The organism is Sporosarcina quadrami (assembly GCF_014836615.1).
GTDB lineage: Bacteria > Bacillota > Bacilli > Bacillales_A > Planococcaceae > Sporosarcina > Sporosarcina quadrami.
Window position 1 is genome coordinate 108,158 of sequence record NZ_JACSQN010000005.1, and the last position, 21,735, is coordinate 129,892.

Below are 21,735 nucleotides of genomic sequence, written 5' to 3' on the forward strand. Positions count from 1 at the left end.
ACTTGTCACCATGGAAATTGACGTGATAAAGCCACCTGCAAACAGTATGCCGGTGGCTTTATCATTTCAAATTACTGAATTACGCATGCTCTTTTAACATTTCTTGAATACGTTTCATTGCTCCAGGCTCCACCGCTTCTACTGCTGTAGCTGCTTCTTCCAATGCTTTTGCATAGCGGAATTGCCTGAAGGACTCTTCTGCATTAAGCAGGCTTTCATGCATAGCAGAGTTTGAAGCACGGTAACGGTTGCCATATTGAATGATGCGCTCAATGAGCATCACATTCTCAAGAAGCTCTTCCACTTTCCCATTTACATCCTTAACGACAGCTTCTGCAGTCGCCAAGTAGCTTTCTGCCGCCGCGATATTAAGTGGGACTTCTTGTAAACTTTGACTAACAAGATACAATTGCTCATCCGCTTCTTCCAAGCGAGCATCCATCTCATCAGGAATGCCTGGTATATTACCACGATGCAATTTGCGATCTGCTGCTTGAAGTTGTCGTGCCAGTTCATCCAATTGTGTTCTTACATTATTTTCATCAATTCGCAAGTTTTTCATTCGACTTGCAAGGCTTTGCTGTTCATTTGCAATCGTTTCGAGCTCCTCTGATATTTGCTTTAGCTCTTCTTGGAGCGCAGAATATGCAGAGCCTTCCTCTTCAATCATGACTACTAGTGTATCGTAGCGTTTTTGAAGTACTTCCAGTTTTTTAATGTTTGCTCCTGGCAGTTGGGCTTCTTTTTCATCAAGTCTATAGCTTTGCTGCACATAAACGGCTTCATCGGATGTCTCTCTCGTAAACTGAGCAATATTCATTAAATCTTCTCCGATTTCATTGAAGTTTCTATCCACATAGTGTCTGGAATTCACTTCATTTTCAAGCGCTTCATAGAAAGAATCGATTCTGTCATTCATCTCTGTTACCTTTTGAAGGACTGAGTCAATCTCTAACGCTGACAGCTTGATAAGTTGTTCTGCAATTTCAGATTCGATTTCATGTAGTTGCTTCGGTAATTCTAAATGTTCAAGATTGTATGACTGACTTTCCATTTCCTTGCTTCCGTTACGAAGTTCACGGATAGCTGTTGGAATCTTGTTTTGTAAATCCGTCAGCAAGGAAGGGATATCGTGAATAAGCGCTGACAGCTGATCGCCTTTAGAAGCTAATGAAATGACGATTTCGCGTGCAAGCAAATAATTTCCGTTCGCTGTCAATTCATCATACTCTTCAAACTTCGGCGTGAAGGATTCTAGTTCTCGCTCTAGAGGTTCCACTGTTGTACCGAATGCATGCTGATGGGCTAAGATTGTTTTTCTTGCCAGACGGTATTGTTCACGCAGCTTTTCCATTTCTATGCGGTTTTTTTCTTCACTTCCAACCAATTCGTTCAGTTCTGATAGGATTTCATCTTTCTTTTTTTCACACTGACGAATTCTTTCATGTATATCTTTCTCCGCCTGTGTAGCTTTCTTAAACTTGAATCGATCGATCATATCTTCTACGTCGAATAAAAGCGAATCAATTTTAGGCATATGTATATCGATGACTTCTGTCCATTCATTGCGCCATCTTTCAAATTTCTCTTCAGTCTCGCCAGTCATATTCAGTTGCTTCACTTTCATCATCTCTTCAAAAATCGGTTTGTTCTGGATTTGCAGTTTTTCATTTTCCAATATACCAATCTCACGTATATGTTTTCTTCTGAACAAGAAAGCGATCGTCACAAGTACGAGTAAAATAATTATTGGAATGATGAAGTATTTCACCATTGTGATCCCCCTATTCCAAAGTCACTGATATGTTTATGTCGGTTAACTGTTTATGCAGTTAAAATTATATTATCTTATATAATAACATGTTTAAAGTATTTTCATACTGAAAACGACGTAATTATATAGATTTTGGTTTATTATCAGCTAAAAACACGTTATTTGTAGAATTATGACATGAGACGTATACTACTAATGACTACATACCTTTGGAGGTGCCGCATTGTTCACTTCAACAACTTATTCTACTATTCCTACAGAAAAATACGCACAGTTGGCAAAACAAGCTGACGCACTCATGTCAGGTGAGACAAATAGATACGCCAATTTAAGTAATGCTTCCGCATTGCTTAATCAATTTTTCGATCGTATCAACTGGGTTGGTTTCTATTTGATGGATGGCGACGATGAGCTTGTCCTTGGTCCTTTCCAAGGTCTGCCGGCTTGCATTAGAATTCCGCTCGGCAAAGGAGTTTGCGGAACTTCAGCTTTAACAAAGGAAAGCATGCTTGTTCGGGATGTAAATGCTTTTCCAGGGCATATCGCATGTGATGCAGCATCACGTTCCGAAGTCGTCATTCCTTTAATTCAAAACGAGAAAGTAATTGGTGTTCTTGATGTCGATAGCCCTGAGTTAGATCGATTCAGTGAACAGGATGTGCGAGGACTTGAAGAGTTTGCAGCAGTTCTTATTAAGCATATTTAACAGAAATCGCCCGACGGATATGACCGTCGGGCGATTTTTCATGCATGTGTCGAACTGTGCTGTCCTACAGCAGCGAATGCTAATTGAAGATCCGCAACCAGGTCATCCGCATACTCCAGTCCAACTGATAGACGGAGTAATGAATCCGTTATCCCCATTTGCTCGCGTTCCTGCTTTGGTACTCCGGAATGCGTCATCGTTGAAGGATGTTGGATAAGTGTCTCAGCATCTCCTAGACTGACAGCAATTTTAATTAGCTCAAGCTTATCCATAAACAACTGAGCACTTTCTTTTCCACCTTTTATCGTGAAGGAGATGAGTCCTCCACCCGCTTTCATTTGGCGCTTTGCAATTTCAAATTGTGGGTTGCCATTATCGAAAGGATAATAGATGTCTTCCACCAGCTTTTGAGACTTCAAAAAGGCTAACAACTTTTCTGCATTGGCCGTGTGCTTTTCCATACGGACGGGTAATGTCTTCAGTCCTCTTATTAATAACCAAGCATCAAATGGCGACATGATCGCACCATAGTCTTTTTGCACCGTCATGCGCAATGTCTGTATTTCTTCAGCATCCTTACCTATGAGTAAACCTGCAATAACGTCCCCATGCCCGTTTATATATTTTGTCGCACTGTGCAAAACAAAATCAGCACCGATGTCAATCGGATTTTGCAAATAAGGAGATGTAAATGTGTTGTCGACGACCACTTTCAATCCGTGTTTCTTCGCAACTTTTACTACAGCTTCTAAATCGACGAGTTCCATCGTCGGATTAATTGGCGTTTCTACATAGATGCATACTGTTTCGGGTTTCACTGCTTTCTCAATTTCCTCTTCTGTCGTCATACTAATTAGGTTATGCGTAATAGCGTATTTCTCTTTCATTAATCCTAACAAGCCAAATGTGCAGCCATAAATCCCTCTCGAACATAAAATATGATCTCCAGCCTTTGTCAGATGCACGAGTATTGAACTGACAGCTGCCATCCCTGATCCGAAAGCGAGCGCTCCTGCCCCATTTTCAAGCGCAGCCATCCTCTCTTCCAAAACGCGTACGGTTGGATTCCCAAGGCGTGAATAAATGTTACCTGCCTCTTCCCCTGAAAAGCGTCTTTCTCCTTGAACGGCATTCTCAAATGAATAGGTGGAAGTCTGATAGAGTGGTACAGTTAAACTACCATGATGTAAATTATCATCGTAACCTTCATGAATGACTAACGTATCTTTGTGTAGAGATTTCTTATTCATTTCCATTCCGCCCTTCGTTTTTGTAAGCACTTACATTCCCTATTTTCATCTTACCTCTTTTTGCCTAAAAGAAAAAGAGCAACTTCACGTTATCATTGCGTCGAAGTTGCTTTGTTTATGACTAACCGGTTTTTGCCTTCTTTTTTAGCGCTGTACATTGCCTTATCCGTCTTTTGAAATATTTCATTATAAGACTTAATCATTATCTCATCGGAACACGTCAACCCCATCGAAACGGTTACTCGCGGTTCCGTCTTACTAGGGATGGAATCCACTAATGAGCGGGCTAATTTGACTCCCTCTTTACACGACACAGATGGTAGATAAATTGCGATTTCTTCGCCACCCCATCTACTAGCAATGCCTATTCCATCTATCCGATCAGTGATATGGTCAGAAATCTGTTGCAATACTTCATCTCCGGCCTTATGTCCATAAGCATCGTTCACCATTTTAAAGTCATCCACATCTAAGAGAATGAACACACCCGTTCGGCCCTGTTCAATGTCTGAGACGACGATTTCATCCAAATACTTTCGTGTAAACAATTTTGTCAGATTGTCTTTGTCAACGAGTTCTTGCAACTGATCACGTAACAAGATATTTGAAATGGCAAGCGATGAGTGGCTAATCAATGATCTCATCAATTTAAAGTTATCGAAAGAAAAATAGTATTCTTCTTTATGCAATAGTATGACAAACCCCAGCATATCTTCTCGATTCGTTATCGGAAGTGCAATTCGTGATTTAAAATAATCGGATCCGACTGATTCCGCCCCATCAAAAATAGTTTCCTGACTGCGCATAAAGTGTTTTACAATCGGCATGACCATTTGTTCTCCGATATCTTCATGGAAATAATCTGTACTATGAGTAGATATCGTATACGTATTGTTTTCTTTATAAAATACGAAAGCCATTTCATCGGGATCAAAAGCTTTCATAAACTGTATTTTCAAGTAAGAAATTACTTCATCCAGTGTTAAGTTGTTGTTCAGTTTCCTTGCAGCTTCATTAACCAATTGCAAATCGTTTACAAGTCGATGCGATTGATCGTAAAGACTCGCATTTTCAAGTGCAATACCCGCAGCATTTGTAATCATGCGAATGAAATCCTTTTGAGTCCTTGTAAAATCAGTAGCTACAGAAGCGATAATCTGTACAACACCATAAATGCCTTGTCTCCCACGAATCGGAGCATTTAATAGATTCACACCGTTCTCTATATTTTTTTCAAGTGTCAGTTCACCGCTCAAAAAGGCTTCTACAGCTGACGTTCGTTCGTTAGAATAATTAAATAAACGATAGTCTTTGGAAAGCCCTCTTTGGTCTTGGGAAAGCAACAGCTGGATATCATATCCTTCAAATGAGCCTGTCACCGCTTTTAACATGGCATCCAGTATGATATTCGTTTCCATTGTCGAATTGAAAAGCTCCGCCATCTCGAATAGTCGTCGGTACGTCTTTTCCTGTTCAGTTATGAGTTCCATCTGAATTTCCTGCCCGAAATATGAGCCTAACACCGTCTTTAACTCTTTTAAACTAGGAGATAGAGCAAAGTCATTCCACTTTTCAGATGCTTCAAATAATATGGCACCAAGTGGAACAAGCTTTTTATCGCGAATTATTAAAGAATCATCTGCATATGTCCTACCTTCTTCATTTTGTGACAGAAATGAAGCCCTGAACAGCGGATTAATAGCTGTCATCTGTTCTTCTGCAATACCAGAATGTATATATGCCTTGCCAGGTTCGTGAATAGGGACAAAACGATTATTTTCATAAAGTAGAATCTCTGCAAATTCAATTTCAAAACAGTTCATGAAGCTTTTTTTCAATGCCGCTAGATTCTTTTGAAGAGGAGGACGGCTTGAAGGACTTGAAAACAATTCGAAAATTGCCGACTTCATTTTGTATATGGTCATTTCATGCGTATTCATTACATCATCCTCATCTCGCGTTGTCAGTCTAAATAAATAACATTCATACTATTCTAATGCATATCGACTATTTTTAACAGTGTTTTAGATAGGACTAATTACCATTAACGTATAAATGAATGATACTTGACTCAAGGTGAACATCTTGTTATGATGGAACTTGTGTAAAATAGTTGCAGCAGTTGTATGATCCATGCTGCTCAGTCCATTCCTTTTAAGAAGGTGTATCACGTAACCTCGTGGCTGCTGAGGCGAAGATACAAGATAATGGAATGACACACGGATTGAATGCATCTGGTCTTATTTTACAACAAAATAAAACCAAATCAGAGGAGGAGTCTCTCATGGCTCGTTATACAGGTCCATCTTGGAAACTTTCCCGTCGTCTTGGCGTTTCGCTAAGCGGTACTGGAAAAGAAATCGAAAAACGCCCTTACGCACCAGGACAACACGGTCCTACACAACGTAAAAAACTTTCCGAATACGGAATGCAATTACAAGAAAAGCAAAAGCTTCGTTTCATGTTCGGCGTGAACGAGCGTCAATTTAAAACAGTGTTCAACAAAGCTGGTAAAATGCCAGGTAAGCATGGTGAAAACTTCATGATCCTTCTTGAAACTCGCCTTGACAACCTAGTATACCGCATGGGTCTTGCACGCACTCGTCGTGCTTCACGCCAACTTGTTAACCACGGTCATATTTTGGTTGATGGCAAGCGCGTAGACATCCCTTCTTACAGTGTTAAGCCTGGTCAAGAGATCTCACTTCGTGAAAAGTCTCAAAACCTTGATGTTGTAAACGCATCTCTTGAAGTGAACAGCTATGTTCCTGAGTTCGTTACATTCAACGCTGACACTAAAGTCGGTACTTTCGTACGTATGCCTGAGCGCAGCGAACTTGCTGCTGAAATCAACGAAGCTCTTATCGTTGAATATTACTCACGTTAATAAGTTTTTAAACCTCTTCAGCATTTTGCTGAAGAGGTTTTTTTATTTTACAAAGTGCAACCAATCTGCACGTTTTAATAGGTTTTTCATTTTAAAATAGCTTTCAATTGTTCCAACACCACTTTGAACTGTTGCTGTTCCCCAGCCTCACGGAATTCTCTGAAAGGATTTCCGCCAGTTTGGATCCTTTCCATTACTGTCGGCAATGTGAACATTTTTGGGTTCAATGAATGGTTGACTTCTTCCCATTGTAATGGTGTTGCGACGGTAGCGAATTCATTGCCTCTAGGGGAGAATGGTGCCACGATTGTCTTTCCTGATTGATGCTGTACATAGTCTAGATATAATTTATTGTTCCTGTTCTTCTTCAGTCTTTCTGTTGTAAACCACTGCGGTTGCTGTTCGCAGAGGAAATCACAGATGAATTTTGTGAATAGCCTGGTATCTTCATATGAGAAAGTGTCTACAAGCAATGGAATGTAAATTTGCAGCCCTTTTCCTCCTGACGTTTTGACGAAAGACTTTAATTGTAATTCATCAAATACCACTTTCATCATCGATGCCGCTTCTACTGCCAATGAAAAATCGTCGATGGAAGGAGGGTCAAGGTCAAATACGATTTCTGTCGGGTTGTTTGCAGTTAATGTTTGAAATGGAATATGAAATTCCAGTGACAGCTGATTGCCGAGCCACAGCAAAGTTCTTATGTCATTGCAGACGACATAATCGATGTCCTCATAACGTGAAGTCATGACAAAATCCGGTGTGTAGTCAGGTGAATTTTTTTGATAAAACTTTTCTCCATTCGCTCCGTGAGGATACCGAATAACGGTCAGTAGCCTATCATGCAGAAACGGTAGCATATAAGGAGCTACTGTCTGTAAGTAGAGCAAGTAATCATCTTTTTCGATGCCGAAACGAGCCCAGATCGGCTTGTCAGGATGAGTAATAGTAATGACATCTGGTATCGGGTTTAATTGGCGTAGCATTGTTCGCCAATTGACTGCTTTCAATTCAACCTCAAAATTGAATGAATGGAAACGAGGTTCCCTTAACTGGTTTCCGTCAAAATCGATACAATTCACCTTTACACATATAGATGGTTTCAATTCCCATATTCCATTGTGAGATTCTTTCCCATTTGCAAGGAAAAACGTGCTAAGCGTCTGGGCTTCTTCATCGGTCAATCCGTGACGAAAAGTGACAACTTCATATAATTCTGTCCCTTTATAGACGCATCCAGTGAAAAATCCATTTGCCTTCACATATCTAGTTACAATAATGTTGACTGTCCGCCAATTTTTCACTTTTATCCACTGATCTGTCCGTTTTCCACTAATCCATGGACTGGATTTCTTTTTAGCGATAATGCCTTCCCCGTTATTATTTACTATATGTTCCCACAACTTCTTGCTACTCTTATAGGTCTTAATCAATTGAAGAGGTATGGGATTTTGATAATCGACTTCCATTGGCTGTCCAAGTGTCTTGAATAACTCTCCCAACTTAGTTTTCCTTTTCTCAAATGGCTCCCCCGCTATTTCTTTTCCTTTAATTAAAAGAATATCAAACGCAACATATTGGCAGGGAAATGCTTTTACATGTGAGTGGATAACCTCTTCTTTTTTCATCCTGCCTCTAGTTTGAACTTTGGAAAATTCACTTTTAACATCACTTTGCAATTGGACAATTTCCCCGTCGAAGCATACTGGTAAGAAATCCTCCATATCCCCATGGATGCTTTCACAATGTATGACGATTTCAGGGAACAATCGGTTTAGTAACTTTCCATTTCGGCTTAATAATCTGATGCCACTTTCATTCCATTCCAAAATGCATCGGAAACCATCATATTTTGTTTCGTAAACCCATTCGTCTCCTAGCGGTATTTCTTCTGCATCATGTAGCAACATAGGTTTCATTCTTCTTCGCTCCACCGTTTTTCTATAGTGTTTGACATTAACAATTTCGTATACATAAGAATGAGTGATCTTTACATACTAAGAAAAAAAGTGGGTGTTAACTATGCATACAATCTGGAAAGGAAGCATCAGTTTCGGCCTTGTCAATATACCAATCAAACTTCATGCTGCCACTGAAAATAACGATGTAAAACTCCGGCAACTTCATAAGGAATGCAACTCACCGATCAGCTATCAGAAAGTGTGCCCGATTTGTGACAAAGAAGTTCAGAACGAAGACATTGTCAAAGCCTACGAATACACGAAAAACAAGTTTGTCGTTCTGGATGAGGAAGAACTGGAAAAATTGAAGAAGGAAAATGAAGAAAAAGCTGTTGAAATTATCGACTTTGTGAAATTAGAGGAAATCGATCCGATCTTTTTTGAACGAAGTTATTTCATGGCGCCTGATTCGAATGGCGGAAAAGCGTATGCACTACTGAGGAAAGCACTACAAGAATCCGGTAAAATAGGCGTCGCAAAAATCATTATCCGATCAAAGGAACAGTTAGCGGTTGTAAGGGTTTATAAAGAGGCATTATTAATGGAAATTATTCATTTCCCCGATGAGGTTCGTAATGTTCAGGATGTGCCTAATATTCCCGGTGAAGAATCCGTAGTGAAAAAAGAGCTAGATACCGCCTTATTGTTAGTGGAGCAATTGACAACAGGCTTTGAACCAGGAAAGTACACAGATGAGTATCGGACAGCATTGATGGAACTAATAGAAGAAAAAAAATCCGGCAATGCGGCTGTGACAGGAGCATTAGGAAAACAACAGATTTCCCCTTCGAACACAACAGATTTAATGGCTGCATTGCAAGCCTCATTGGATAAAACAGGAAAAAAGAAACCGATAACAAGGAAAAAAGCATTGAAGAAAGCTTAACTGGTCAGGTTGAGCGGTTCTCCATCTACATTGAGCGGTTGTCGTGGCATATTGAGCGGTTCTCGTGCCATATCGAGCGGTTACCCACCTGCATTGAGCGGTTCTCCACCTGCATTGAGCGGTTGTCGTGGCACATTGAGTGGTTCTCATAGTTTATTTTATTTTTCCCTTCTTAAACTTCTTATTTGTTGTATAATTCAATATGAATCCACTGACAGGATAATATTGGATTAGAATTTTAAGAGGAGGACTTGTGAATGAGTATTACAAATATATCCGTATACCCAGCACACATTTTTGAGGGCTTGAAAAGAGTCATGCAGCAAGAGCTAAATGAGCAAGTAACTGAAATTTCATCGAAGATAGAGTCTTTGACTAAAGTTGAAGTTATGGACATGTATATCAAATCCCTTGACTATAATTTGAATGGCGAAATTATCCGCGATTGTATTAATCACATTTACGGAATAGATGTAAATTCAAAATTTGTATTCGCCAAGAAAAAGGTACCTCATAAAACAAATATTGGACTGATTGATGACTATATTTGTTCAATCGGTGCTCATTTAACAGGTCCAACATTACGATTGAAAATCAACGAACTGTTCGGGATAAATTTAGACGCAATTGATGCACTCGGTAGAACGAAAGTGTCATTATTCTCAAAAGGACAATGGATTGTTCGCAATGAAAAAGATTTATTTGAAGTTCATACAGGTATTGGTGACTTAGATGTCTATATTATCCCTTCTCATTACTATAAAGAGCAAACGAACGAACGGGAATTACCAGCTGAAATTCAAACGCAGCTTCTTGCTTTAGGCTATTCATATAGCCCAGATGTAGATGGATTTTATTTTTCTAACCCGCTTGGGAAACACGTGGAGGATGACTTTAAAAAGAGGACAATGGGAACACTGTTTCGTTGGATTGATAACCAAGTAAAGTAAAATTTCAACTTCACGTCTCTACTTTACTAAAAATAGTAATTGAAAAAGCTGTTCATGAAAAATGAACAGCTTTTTTTGCAATGAAGAATTTTTATTTTCCAAAAGAAGATAGGAATTTTACTCGATCGCCCATTGGTGGAACGTTCGGGTCCACTAACGCAATTTCGATTACCGCAGGACCACTTACATCCATTAACTGCCGGACAGCCTCTTTCGTTAAATCATCGAAACTTTCCACTCGTATGCTCGGTATATTCATAGCAGAAACCATTGCTGCTATATTGATGGGCTCTTGTTCAAACGAAGCGTGTGAACGTTTGAATTGCAAGGAATGCCCATGATAAACCATTCCAAGTCTCGCATTGTTCATGACGACAAAAAGAATAGGCAGATTATATTCTTTCGCTGTTAGTATTTCCATTCCATGCATGAAGAAACAGCCATCTCCTGTTATACAGACTACAGGTCTGTCTGGTTCAGCTAATTTCGAGCCTATCGCTGAACCGATTCCGCTCCCCATTGCCCCAAAATGAACATTGATGGCAAACGTATCAGGGTCGAGGACTTCCATGTTATGAATAACATAAGCCATAAACTCACCAATATCGATTGTATAGCGAGTTGTTTGAGGGACATACTCTTGTAGTTTCGCTAACACGTTTCTTGTATTGAATTCATCTTCATTCTCATATTTCTCTTTACTTTTCTCTACTATCTCGAATTGGCCTCTCTTCAACCCAAGAGATTTCAACTCATCAATCAATCGCATAAGGAATGATTCTACAGTACTGTGGACAGGGATATCAATTTCATATTTACGGTTGAATACGGATTCATCATAATCGACTTGGATCGAAAAGCGATTTTTTGTCAAATTATCATTGTAATTATTTGTTGCTGTTTCACCTAAACTAGAGCCTAGTATGAGCAACACCTCTCCGTTGCCATCAGCGATTTTCTCGGAGGCTGCGGCATGCCCCGCAAAACCGAAAACGCCCGTGAGAAGGGGATGGTTATTGTTAATAAAGCCTTTCGCTTGAGGTGTTGTAATTATAGGCCAATGAAGGATTTCAGCTAATTCAATGACTTGCGCAACTGAATTTCGTATCCCTTGTCCAACGAAGACATAACCTTTGTCACGTTCTACAAGTTCTTTGGCTATTTTTTTAATACGTATATCATCTACCGAACTGTCGTGTTGAGGTAAGACTTTACTAAATTCACTGTGTTCCACTTGTTCATGTTGCACGTCAATCGGAATGGCGATATGAACTGGGCCAGGCACGCCTGATACAGCTATTTCCATCGCTTTTACTAACTCATTTTGTAGATCACTCGAATTATTCACTAGTACACTATACTTCGTAACAGATTTAAAGATTGGAGCTACGTCCAATTCCTGTGAAGCATTTAATCCTTGTGTTCCCACTGGAACAGCACCCGTTATAAACAGTATCGGTAGATGTTCACGCATTGCATTGGCCGCCCCAGTAACTAAGTTTGTAGCTCCTGGACCACTGCACCCTATTGCAACACTCATACTATTTGAATACTTCGCGTACGCCGCAGCCATGTAAGATGCAGCCCCTTCATGCTTAGCGACAATTGGTGTTATTTCAGGCATATCGTAAAGTTCATCAAATATCGCATTGACAGAACCTGCTGGAATTCCAAAAATATATTGAACTCCATTAGTACGTAAACACTCAAGTAACATGCGTGCGGCTTTCATAGTCGATCTCCTTTAAGTAAATTATTTTTAAAATATTGACGTTCCATATCGTCCGCTTGCAACGGGCGGCTAAAGAAGTATCCTTGCATTAAATTACATTTTTGAGCAATTAGGAATTCTGCTTGCTCTTTTGTTTCCACCCCTTCTGCAATTACATCCAAATTGAGATTATGGGCCAATGTAATAATTGTTTTAGTAATTGCTGTCTCATCATTCGTCATTTCGCTAATGAAGGACTTATCTATTTTCAACGTATTTATTGGCAAATCTTTTAAATATCCTAACGAAGAATAACCTGTCCCAAAATCATCAATCGCAATTCGAATACCATAGTCTTGTAGTTGCTTCATCGTTTTCAATGTCAATTCAGTATTTTTAATAATGTGATTTTCCGTTAGTTCCAGATGCAAAAATTCAGGTGACAAGCCAACTTCATCAAGGATGTTCTTAATCATTGAAAATAGATTATCTTGCTCATATTGTCTAACAGATAAGTTAATCGCAATATGTAAATCTGTGAAACCTAAACGATGCCATTCCTTCAACTTTTTACAGCCCTCTTGTAACACCCACTCGCCAATCGGTACGATTAATCCTGTTTCTTCTGCAAGCGGAATAAAAAGATCTGGCGAAATCAATCCGTCTTCAGGATGATTCCACCTAATTAACGCCTCCATACCAATCATCTCATTCGTTAAATAATTCATTTGTGGCTGATAATAGAGCACTAATTCATTTTGGTCGATCGCTTTATACAAATCGTTTTCATACTTGATGCTCTCAAAAGTTCTTGTATCCATTCCTGGTGAAAACAGATGATAACTGTTCCCCGTAATTTCTTTAGACTTATACATTGCAGTATCAGCGTTTTTAATAAGGGCGTCAGGTGTTGTCCCGTGGTCAGGATATACACTAATTCCTATACTCGTCTTAATATATACTTCATAGTCTCGTAAAGTAAATGGTTCTGCAAAACTCTCAATGACATCATTAACAACTAACATAATATCCTCTTCATTTTTAATAGACGGTAAAAAGATTGTGAATTCGTCTCCACCCTGTCTTGAAAGCGTAGCACTATCAGGCAGGCAATCCTTTATTCGATTCGCCACTGCCCGCAACAACAAATCGCCATAACTATGTCCAAAAGTGTCGTTGATGAGCTTGAATCTGTCTAAATCCAAATAGAGTATAGCCACTTTTTCATTGTTTTTCTCAGCGTACGTCAGTCCTTGAAGTAATCGATCTTGTAATAAAATTCGATTTGGTAAGTCTGTCAAACTATCATAATATGCATGGTACTTTATTTCTTCTTCCAATCGCTTTCTTTCAGTAATATCTCTAAATGTGACAACATGTCCAATAGCACTATCTCCATCTTGTATTAATGATATTACATATTCCACAGGTATTTTTGTATGATCTTTTCTATAGAAATGTTGATCGGTGTAATAGTGATTTAATCGCTTGTTAGTAATAGCAAGCTCATTTCCAACCTCGTTATCTTCAAACAGTCTCCTAGAGGACCTTCCAATAAGTTCCCCTTTCATGTACCCTAGCATTTTCTCTCCTGAAGGATTTATGAAACTAATATCGCCATTAAGATCTATACCGAATATACCTTCGCCTGCAGAGTTCAGGATTAAATCTTTCTCTCTGCTCAATAATCGAATTTCTGTAACAACTTTTTCAAGTTCTTTATTCTTCACTTGTATTTCAGTAGTCCGATCATGGATGATCGATTCCTGCTTTTCCATAAACAATAAGTTCGATATAGTCGATGCAGTCGCATCGGCAATAGATTGAGCTAATTGAATGTCCGCTTCAGCATATTCAAAACCAGCTGTTTCCAGGTTAACAGCAGCCACTACTCCAACAACTTCACCCATTGAAACGAGTGGAATCATCATAATTCCTTTAATGCCAAATTTCTCACATAACTGCCGATTAGGTCGATCGTCAAGAGTGACGTCAGGTATGATCAACCTTCTTTTGACTTTGACAACTTCTTCAAATACTTGATCATGTGATAAGTCGACTGCCATATCATCATGCGCTTTTAGCCAATCTTCCTCGGACCAATCGCTATCTGCACTTAATCTAGCAGGTTTGAATTTCTTCCCATCTAATACGTCAACAATATGAATGCCAATGTTGAAATTTTTAATCGCTTTACTTATATATGTGAAGCAGCTATTTACCGCCTCTTGAAGCGAGGAACACATTGATAATTCCCCGATCGCATCTAGAAGCAATTGCTTTTCTGCAATTAAATTCTCTTTATATGTTAAATTATTGGCATTTTGTATGGCTACTGCAGCCATATTCACATACGCTTGCACACTTTGAATTTCTGATTCCGTCAAATTCATCGGAATTCCATAATCGAACAAAAAGACGAGACCGTATAATTCTTCTTCGTAGGATATCGGCAATACGAGCAGTGATTTAATTTTAAATCCTTGGACAGCTCTCGGATCAGGTCTGTCATCAACGGCTGTATTTGGTATGTAAATGGTTTTTTGTGTTTCAATCACTTCTTTTGCAAGAAGATCCATGTCTAAATCTATAACATGCATATCCAACGTCATTCCATTGATCACTTCCGGTTTACCAACAAACCCTCTAAAAGTGCCATCCTTTTGAGGTAAGTAAATACCAACTGAATCACATTGAACAATTTCTTCTGATATAGCCGTAACAACATGATGTAATACCTCGCTTAATTCAAGCTTCGTATTAATCAATTGTGTTAAATTCGCTAGGCGTGAATACCTTGTTTGCTCCTGCATCAATATATACCTCCATTCAAATATAATTATTCGGTATCCAATTATATTGTAGCTGATTTATGATAAAAAAACCTAACCTAATTATGTGAGATTATTATAACAGAACTTTCATTAATATATTTAAAAGAGGCTATCTACATTTACATGTAGATAGCCTTAATTGTTAGTTGAATTTCACCATTTTATAGTTTTTCTTCCCTCTGCGGACGATTGTAAATGCGTCTTCGAGTCGATCGGCTGTCGTCACTTCATACGCTGTGTCCGTCACCTTTTCACCATTCAATGAAATCGCTCCGTTCGTAACATCTTCGCGCGCTTGACGCTTAGATGAGGACACCCCTGCTTCTACTATGAAGTCGACGATGTTTTTGTCGGCTTTTTCCATTTCGAATGTCGGGACATCTTTAAATGCGTCTTTCATTTCATTTGCCGTAAGAGCTTTTAAGTCACCACTAAATAATGCCTTAGAAATGCGGATTGCCTGATCTAGTGCTTCTTGTCCATGGATAAGACGTGTCATTTCTTCTCCCAATGCTAGCTGCGCTTTACGAAGATGTGGTTCTTTTTGTACGGATAATTCCAACGCTTCGATTTCTTCTCTCTCCATGAAAGTGAAGATTTTCAGATATCTAATCACTTCTGTATCCGCAGTGTTAATCCAGAACTGGTAAAACTCATAAGGGGAAGTTTTCGTTCGATCAAGCCAAACAGAACCTCCAGCAGTCTTGCCGAACTTTGTACCATCCGCTTTCGTTATAAGCGGCATCGTAATCCCAAAAGCTTTCGCCTCATCATTATGTGTTTTTCGGATTACTTCAAGTCCCGTAGTAATGTTGCCCCACTGATCTGATCCACCAATTTGCAAACGACAGTTATACTTATCGTATAAGTGACTGAAGTCTGCTCCTTGAATAAGCATATACGAAAACTCTGTGAAGGAAATTCCTGTTTCTAGACGTGAAGCGACGTTTTCTTTGGCTAGCATATAGTTGACGCTCAACAGTTTTCCGTAATCACGAAGAAAGCTAATAGCAGACATTTCTCCGAACCAGTCCTTATTATTCACTAGCACAGCGCCGTTTTCATTACCAAATTCGAATATGCTTTCCAATTGCTTGCGGATGCCCGCAACGTTTTTATCAATCTGTTCGTCTGAAATCAATTCCCGTTCATCAGCCTTGAAAGATGGGTCACCAATCATTCCCGTCGCTCCGCCAACAAGGACGATCGGACGATGACCGTATTTCTGGAAACGTCGAAGTGTCAGAAACGGTACAATATGGCCAATATGTAGGCTGTCTGCAGTCGGATCTGTTCCACAATACAAAGAAATTTTCTCTTCATTTAATACTTTTTCAAGTCCTTCTTCATCCGTCTGCTGGTACAACAGACCACGCCATTTTAAGTCATCCAATAATTCGTTCTTCATAAGTGAATCCCTCCAATGAAATTAAAAAAGTCCCTACACGATTCAAAGGAATCATGCAGGGACGTTATATACTCAGTATAGTAACGCGGTACCACCCGGCTTGAGAAACTAGTTTCTCCGCTTTAGACGCAGTATCGCCGCGCAAGCGTTGCATTCAAAAGCTGTAATTCGTGAACAATGTACCGAACAGCTTCCACCAACCGCTGCCTCTCTATACGGATTGACCGTTCCTACTCCGACTTTTTCAACATGCAAATTTATATAACCTTTATTTTAGTGCAAAAACTTATTTTGTCAAACATTTTCTATTGATTGGGAAGAAATGTGCTATAATTAGGAAGGATTTTAGGGGGGATTAACGGTGTCTGAAAAACGAAAAAATAGGTTTAATTCAATAGAGGACAAATTTGAAGAACTACAAAAAAAAGGCTGGGCAAAAGGTGTCCGCATTACTACTGGGGTCGTATGGAACTTGTTCCTCCTTTTCATTGTCGTCGGGCTGACAATAGGCGTTTTTGCCACCTCTGTCGGAGCCGGCTATTTCGCTTCTCTTGTAGCTAAGGAACCTCTACGTTCTGGTGAAGAAATGCGTTCAACAATCTTCAATTACGAAGAGACTTCAGAAATCTACTTTGCCAACGATGTATATCTTGGCCGTGTAAATTCGGATATTGAGCGGAAAGAGACAACGCTAGACGCCATTTCGCAATTTGCAATTGATGCTGTTTTTGCCACTGAGGATGAATATTTTCAATCACACTCAGGGATTGTACCGAAGGCAATTTTCCGCGGGCTCTTGCAGGACGTCTCAAACTCATCAAGCCAAACTGGTGGGTCTACACTTACACAACAACTTATTAAAAATCAGATTTTAACGAACGAAGTATCTTACGAACGAAAAGCAAAAGAAATTCTTTTAGCAATGAGACTTGAGCACTTCATGAATAAGGATGAAATTCTTGAAGCATACCTTAATATCATTCCCTATGGTAGAAATGCACTTGGACAAAACATTGCAGGGATTGAAACTGCTGCAGACGGTATTTTCGGGGTGAAGGCAAAAGACCTGACACTTCCCCAAGCAGCTTATATTGCAGGAATACCACAAGCTCCTTTTGCATACACTCCGTTTTTAGGTAGCTATTATGGTGGCGGTTTAAAGAAAGAAGAGAACCTTAAACCCGGCATCGATAGAATGAAAACAGTTCTTTTTCGCATGAAAGAAACAGGGTATATTACAAAAGAGCAATACGAAGAAGCTGTGGCGTATGATATTACACAAGATTTCCGTGAGAAAACGAAGCGGGCAACTGAACGTTATCCTTACGTGACTCAAGAGATTCAGAACAGAACAAAAAAAATCTTGGCAAAAATTCTCGCTGAAAAAGATGGAATCGATCCTGAGCGCGTAGTGGAAGATAAAAAAGTAGAAGAAAAATATGAAATTCTTGCTGAACGTGAAATGCGAACAGGCGGATATAGAATTTATTCGACTATTGAACAAGACCTTTACGACAAAATGAACAAAGTGGCAGATGGCTTCGAACATTATGGATTCACGTATACGCGTGAAGAAAAGGATTATGCGACTGGAGAAGTTGTTCTTAAAGATGATCCTGTACAAGTTGGGGCAGTTATGATGGACAACACTACTGGAAGAATCCTTTCTTTCGTCGGTGGGCGGGATCATAATTTAGAGCAAACGAACCATGCAACTCAAGCTTTCAGGCAAAATGGTTCTTCCATGAAGCCGTTGCTTGTATACGCACCTGCAGTTGAATTAGGTTATATTGGCGCGGGCAGTCCCGTTGTCGATGTGAAGTTTGAAGTGCCGGACGGTGCTAATATGTGGGCGCCTTCAAACTATAATCCGGAAGTCGAAAACGGAATTATTCCTGCACGGAAAGCTCTTGCAGAATCACTTAACCTTCCGACAGCAAGACTTTATAAAGAAATTCTTGATCAGCGTCCAGCTGAATTCCTTGAGAAGATGAATTTCTCCAAATTGACACCTGGTGATTACGTAAATCCTTCTGCTTCATACGGAGGAATGTCAATTGGTGTCAGTGTAGAAGAGAATACAAACGGCTATGCCACTTTAGCAAATGGCGGTCAATTTGTTCAAACGTATATGATTGATAGAATTGAAGATATGGCAGGAAATATTATCTATCAGCATAAGGTGGAGCCGGTGGAAGTATATAGTCCTGAAACTGCTTATATTGTTACTGATATGTTAAAAGATGTTCTTAAACCTAGAGGTACAGGCCAACAAGTGCCGAAATATATGAACTTTAATACCGATCTTGCTGTGAAGACTGGAACGACACAAGGATATGGCGATGCATGGCTTGTCGGCTACAATCCGAATATTACATTAGGCTTATGGTTCGGCTATTATGATAATTCTAGAAAACTCTATAAACGTGATTCGGGACAAATGCATCCGACTACACGAACGAGCATGCTTTTCGGCCAATTGATGAATGCAGCAAACGAAGTAAGACCCGATTTAGTCGGAGCAGGATCTAAATTTAAAAAGCCTGAAGGAGTTGTTACGAAAGAGTTCTGTGGTATTTCTGGATTAGCGCCTTCAGCCGAATGTAGAGCGGCAGGACTTGTCGTATCCGACCTTTTCAATTCGAAAGCGATGCTTCCGACTGAAGAGGACGATAGCTTCGTTAGTGGGTCGTACGTATCTGTTAATGGTAGCCGTTATTTAGCACATCCTGCTACACCTTCTGAATTTATCGTTTCAGGCGGCAGAGGAGTTAGTCAAAGCTTTATTGACAGAATGCTTGGCGCATGGGGTGGAGATGCTTCCAAACTCTTCCCGCCAGGCTCTAATTACTCATCTAATGTAATTTCAGGCGCAGTGTTCCCAGCAGATGGAGTTGCTCCAGGTGCTCCAAGTTTGTCATTGAGCGATTCTACATTAGAATGGGACAATTCACCATCGAACGATGTTATCGGATATTATGTATACCGCGATAATGAACGCATTGCGACAATTAGAGATGGAAGTGCACATTCTTTGTCTGTCGGTCCGGGAACTTATTACGTACGAGCTGTAGACATCACGGGTATGCTATCTGGCGGTTCTAACAGAGTAACTGTTAGTAGGCCTGATCCACTTCCTGTGGAAACACCGGACGATGATGACGACGATAATAGTATTCCACCTACTACTCCACCAAATAATAGTGGTGGAAACAATGGTTCTGGTGGATCTGGTGGATCCGGTGGTTCTGGTGGTTCTGGCGGTTCCGGCGGTTCCGGCGGTTCCGGCGGTTCCGGCGGTTCTGGCGGTTCCGGCGGTTCCGGCGGTTCCGGCGGTTCCGGCGGTTCTGGAGATAACAGTGGAGGCGGCAGTCCCCCACCTTCAGACGACGATGATGACGATTAATAATATTAGAAAAAATAAAGGCAGTCGGAGTGGTTTCATTCCGGCTGCCTTTATCATTTCTATTTAGTTTTCCATCGTGGATAGGTCTCCTGCTGGAAGATTAAGCTCCCATGCTTTTAGCACACGCCTCATAATTTTACCGCTTCTCGTTTTCGGGAGTTTGTTTTTAAACTCGATTTCTCGAGGTGCAGAATGTGCTGCCAATTCCTTTTTAACGTATTGTTTGATTTCATCTGCTAGTTCCTCAGACGGTTCGTATCCATCGTGAAGCGCTATAAATGCTTTTATAATTTCTCCGCGTACCGGATCTGGCTTACCGATTACACCTGCTTCCATAATCGCAGGATGTTCGAGTAGTTTGCTTTCCACCTCAAATGGCCCAACACGCTCCCCACTAGTCATTATGACATCATCCACTCTACCTTGGAAGAAGAAGTAGCCATCTTCATCCATATAGGCTGAATCGCCCGATACATACCATTGGTCGTTCAAAAAGCATGATTCATACTTCTCTTTATTGTTCCAGATGGCGCGCATCATGGCTGGCCATCCTTTCTTAATAGCAAGGTTCCCCATTCGATTCGGTGGAAGGACATTTCCCTGATTATCCACAATTGCCGCTTCAATACCGGGTACTGGTTTCCCCATGGATCCGAGCTTGATTGGCAATGAAGCGAAATTACAAATTGTTTGGGCACCAGTTTCTGTCATCCACCATGTATCATGAATGCGTAGTTTGAACACATCCATCCCCCATCGTATGACTTCTGGATTCAATGGTTCACCGACCGAAAGAATATGTCTTAAGGAAGAAAGATCGTATTTTCCAATCGGGCCGACGCCTGCACCCATAAGCATTCTAAACGCCGTTGGAGCACTATACCAGACTGTAACGCCATATTCCTGAATTGCTTCATACCAGTTATCTGTTGAGAACCTTCCCCCAACAATCAAGGACGTTGCGCCAACTAACATTGGAGCGAATACGCCGTATGCAGTTCCTGTCACCCAGCCAGGATCAGCCGTGCACCAAAAAACATCTTCATCTTTTAGATCTAATACCCATTTCGCTGTTTGCAATTGTTGAATCATTGCGTCTTGTACATGTAAGATGCCTTTCGGTTTTCCTGTAGATCCTGATGTGTAATGAAGTACAGTAGGAGAAACACGTTCAAGCCATTGGACTTGGAAAGAGGTAGATGCTTTTTTCATATGTTTATTGAAATCTATATGTTTATTATCCTCTTCAATATCTGCTCCGACTAGATAGATTGTCTCTAAAAACGGTAATTTGTCGACTGGAACTCTTTCAAGAAGTTCTGGTGTTGTTACAAGCACTTTTGCTTCACTGTCAGCAAGTCTGTCGTACACAGCACCTTCCATAAATGCTTCAAAGAGCGGGCCTACGATAGCTCCGATCTTCAATGCTCCAAGCATAGCGAAATATAGTTCGGGTGAGCGCGGCATGAAGATGAAGATACGGTCCCCTTCCCCCAAAGTGGATAGGTTAGTCAAAACATTCGCGGCTTTATTGGACATTCTTTTCATATCATTATACGTATAAGCTTCCTTACGCAATTCGTCTTTATAAAAGAGAGCCACTTTGTTTTTTCGATAAGAATCCGCATGTCGGTCAACAGCTTCGTATGCTATATTGATCAGACCCGTTTCAGCCCAACTAAAATCTTTTTCGGCATCGGACCATTTAAATTTCTTTACAGTTTCATCGTAGTCTTTTAACTGGTAGTCACCTTGTAAGACCGGTAATATCCTATTATTCAAATCTATCATCCTTTCATCCAACGTTTAACCATTTTAATTCTACAGCAACTTTTCTTTATTGGCTAATAAATTACTATTTTTAGTATTATCGTTTAATTACTATTAATAATTTCACAGCACGAAGCAATCTTGTTGTATACTAAGTTCAGGATGACTTATTAGTAGGACGGTGAAAGT

At 40.1% G+C, this 21,735-nt stretch carries 13 protein-coding genes and 1 other annotated feature; of the genes, 5 read left to right on the forward strand and 8 right to left on the reverse strand.

Translation table 11 applies throughout. The annotated features are described in order from the left end of the window. Positions 1 to 79: 79 nt before the first annotated feature. Complete coding sequence (gene ezrA / locus H9649_RS06990; protein ID WP_191694016.1) at positions 80 to 1,774, reverse strand: septation ring formation regulator EzrA; 1,695 nt, start codon at positions 1,772 to 1,774, stop codon at positions 80 to 82. Positions 1,775 to 1,997: 223 nt separating this feature from the next. Here ezrA and H9649_RS06995 point away from each other — a divergent pair, with 223 nt between their 5' ends. Further along, positions 1,998 to 2,480: a GAF domain-containing protein gene (locus H9649_RS06995; RefSeq protein WP_191694017.1), complete on the forward strand. Its 483-nt coding sequence runs from the start codon at positions 1,998 to 2,000 to the stop codon at positions 2,478 to 2,480. 38 nt (positions 2,481 to 2,518) lie between these two features. Here H9649_RS06995 and megL read toward each other — a convergent pair whose 3' ends face one another. Together megL and H9649_RS07005 are read right to left on the reverse strand one after the other, a co-directional pair. After that, entirely contained in the window at positions 2,519 to 3,730 is a 1,212-nt protein-coding gene (gene megL / locus H9649_RS07000; protein ID WP_191694018.1) for a methionine gamma-lyase, read from the reverse strand. Positions 3,731 to 3,822: 92 nt separating this feature from the next. Further along, complete coding sequence (locus H9649_RS07005; protein ID WP_191694019.1) at positions 3,823 to 5,670, reverse strand: sensor domain-containing diguanylate cyclase; 1,848 nt, start codon at positions 5,668 to 5,670, stop codon at positions 3,823 to 3,825. A 344-nt stretch (positions 5,671 to 6,014) separates the two neighbouring features. Between H9649_RS07005 and rpsD the strand changes: the two genes are divergently transcribed. Continuing rightward, positions 6,015 to 6,617, forward strand: a complete 603-nt coding sequence (rpsD, locus tag H9649_RS07010) for a 30S ribosomal protein S4 (RefSeq protein ID WP_191694020.1) — start codon at positions 6,015 to 6,017, stop codon at positions 6,615 to 6,617. An 86-nt stretch (positions 6,618 to 6,703) separates the two neighbouring features. Here rpsD and H9649_RS07015 read toward each other — a convergent pair whose 3' ends face one another. After that, complete coding sequence (locus tag H9649_RS07015; RefSeq protein WP_191694021.1) at positions 6,704 to 8,539, reverse strand: DNA ligase D; 1,836 nt, start codon at positions 8,537 to 8,539, stop codon at positions 6,704 to 6,706. Between the two features lie 103 nt (positions 8,540 to 8,642). Between H9649_RS07015 and ku the strand changes: the two genes are divergently transcribed. Further along, positions 8,643 to 9,467 (forward strand): non-homologous end joining protein Ku, encoded by an 825-nt coding sequence (gene ku, locus H9649_RS07020; protein ID WP_191694022.1) that lies wholly within the window; start codon positions 8,643 to 8,645, stop codon positions 9,465 to 9,467. 257 nt (positions 9,468 to 9,724) lie between these two features. Then, positions 9,725 to 10,417, forward strand: a complete 693-nt coding sequence (locus H9649_RS07025) for a hypothetical protein (RefSeq protein WP_191694023.1) — start codon at positions 9,725 to 9,727, stop codon at positions 10,415 to 10,417. Between the two features lie 91 nt (positions 10,418 to 10,508). Here H9649_RS07025 and H9649_RS07030 read toward each other — a convergent pair whose 3' ends face one another. From H9649_RS07030 to tyrS, 3 genes are all read right to left on the reverse strand, one after another. After that, positions 10,509 to 12,149, reverse strand: coding sequence for a thiamine pyrophosphate-binding protein (locus tag H9649_RS07030; RefSeq protein WP_191694024.1), 1,641 nt, complete (start codon positions 12,147 to 12,149; stop codon positions 10,509 to 10,511). Continuing rightward, positions 12,146 to 14,941 (reverse strand): bifunctional diguanylate cyclase/phosphodiesterase, encoded by a 2,796-nt coding sequence (locus H9649_RS07035; RefSeq protein WP_404828714.1) that lies wholly within the window; start codon positions 14,939 to 14,941, stop codon positions 12,146 to 12,148. Before H9649_RS07035 ends, H9649_RS07030 begins: the two co-directional genes overlap by 4 nt. Positions 14,942 to 15,104: 163 nt before the next feature. Further along, positions 15,105 to 16,370: a tyrosine--tRNA ligase gene (gene tyrS, locus H9649_RS07040; protein ID WP_191694026.1), complete on the reverse strand. Its 1,266-nt coding sequence runs from the start codon at positions 16,368 to 16,370 to the stop codon at positions 15,105 to 15,107. Positions 16,371 to 16,424: 54 nt separating this feature from the next. Then, positions 16,425 to 16,627 (reverse strand) — a binding site (T-box leader). Between the two features lie 104 nt (positions 16,628 to 16,731). Between tyrS and H9649_RS07045 the strand changes: the two genes are divergently transcribed. Beyond that, complete coding sequence (locus H9649_RS07045) at positions 16,732 to 19,776, forward strand: transglycosylase domain-containing protein (RefSeq protein ID WP_191694027.1); 3,045 nt, start codon at positions 16,732 to 16,734, stop codon at positions 19,774 to 19,776. A 63-nt stretch (positions 19,777 to 19,839) separates the two neighbouring features. Here H9649_RS07045 and acsA read toward each other — a convergent pair whose 3' ends face one another. Beyond that, the gene (acsA, locus tag H9649_RS07050) at positions 19,840 to 21,558 is read right to left on the reverse strand and encodes an acetate--CoA ligase (RefSeq protein WP_225229729.1); all 1,719 of its coding nucleotides are present in this window, start codon (positions 21,556 to 21,558) and stop codon (positions 19,840 to 19,842) included. Between the last annotated feature and the right edge of the window lie 177 nt (positions 21,559 to 21,735).

Bases quoted from the DNA above. Each gene is read 5' to 3' on its own strand.
- H9649_RS07005 (WP_191694019.1), bottom strand. From the start codon at position 5,670: ATGAATACGCATGAAATGACCATATACAAAATGAAGTCGGCAATTTTC.
- ezrA (WP_191694016.1), bottom strand. From the start codon at position 1,774: ATGGTGAAATACTTCATCATTCCAATAATTATTTTACTCGTACTTGTG.
- H9649_RS07030 (WP_191694024.1), bottom strand. From the start codon at position 12,149: ATGAAAGCCGCACGCATGTTACTTGAGTGTTTACGTACTAATGGAGTT.
- rpsD (WP_191694020.1), top strand. From the start codon at position 6,015: ATGGCTCGTTATACAGGTCCATCTTGGAAACTTTCCCGTCGTCTTGGC.
- H9649_RS07025 (WP_191694023.1), top strand. From the start codon at position 9,725: ATGAGTATTACAAATATATCCGTATACCCAGCACACATTTTTGAGGGC.
- tyrS (WP_191694026.1), bottom strand. From the start codon at position 16,370: ATGAAGAACGAATTATTGGATGACTTAAAATGGCGTGGTCTGTTGTAC.
- ku (WP_191694022.1), top strand. From the start codon at position 8,643: ATGCATACAATCTGGAAAGGAAGCATCAGTTTCGGCCTTGTCAATATA.
- H9649_RS07015 (WP_191694021.1), bottom strand. From the start codon at position 8,539: ATGAAACCTATGTTGCTACATGATGCAGAAGAAATACCGCTAGGAGAC.
- H9649_RS07035 (WP_404828714.1), bottom strand. From the start codon at position 14,941: ATGCAGGAGCAAACAAGGTATTCACGCCTAGCGAATTTAACACAATTG.
- megL (WP_191694018.1), bottom strand. From the start codon at position 3,730: ATGAATAAGAAATCTCTACACAAAGATACGTTAGTCATTCATGAAGGT.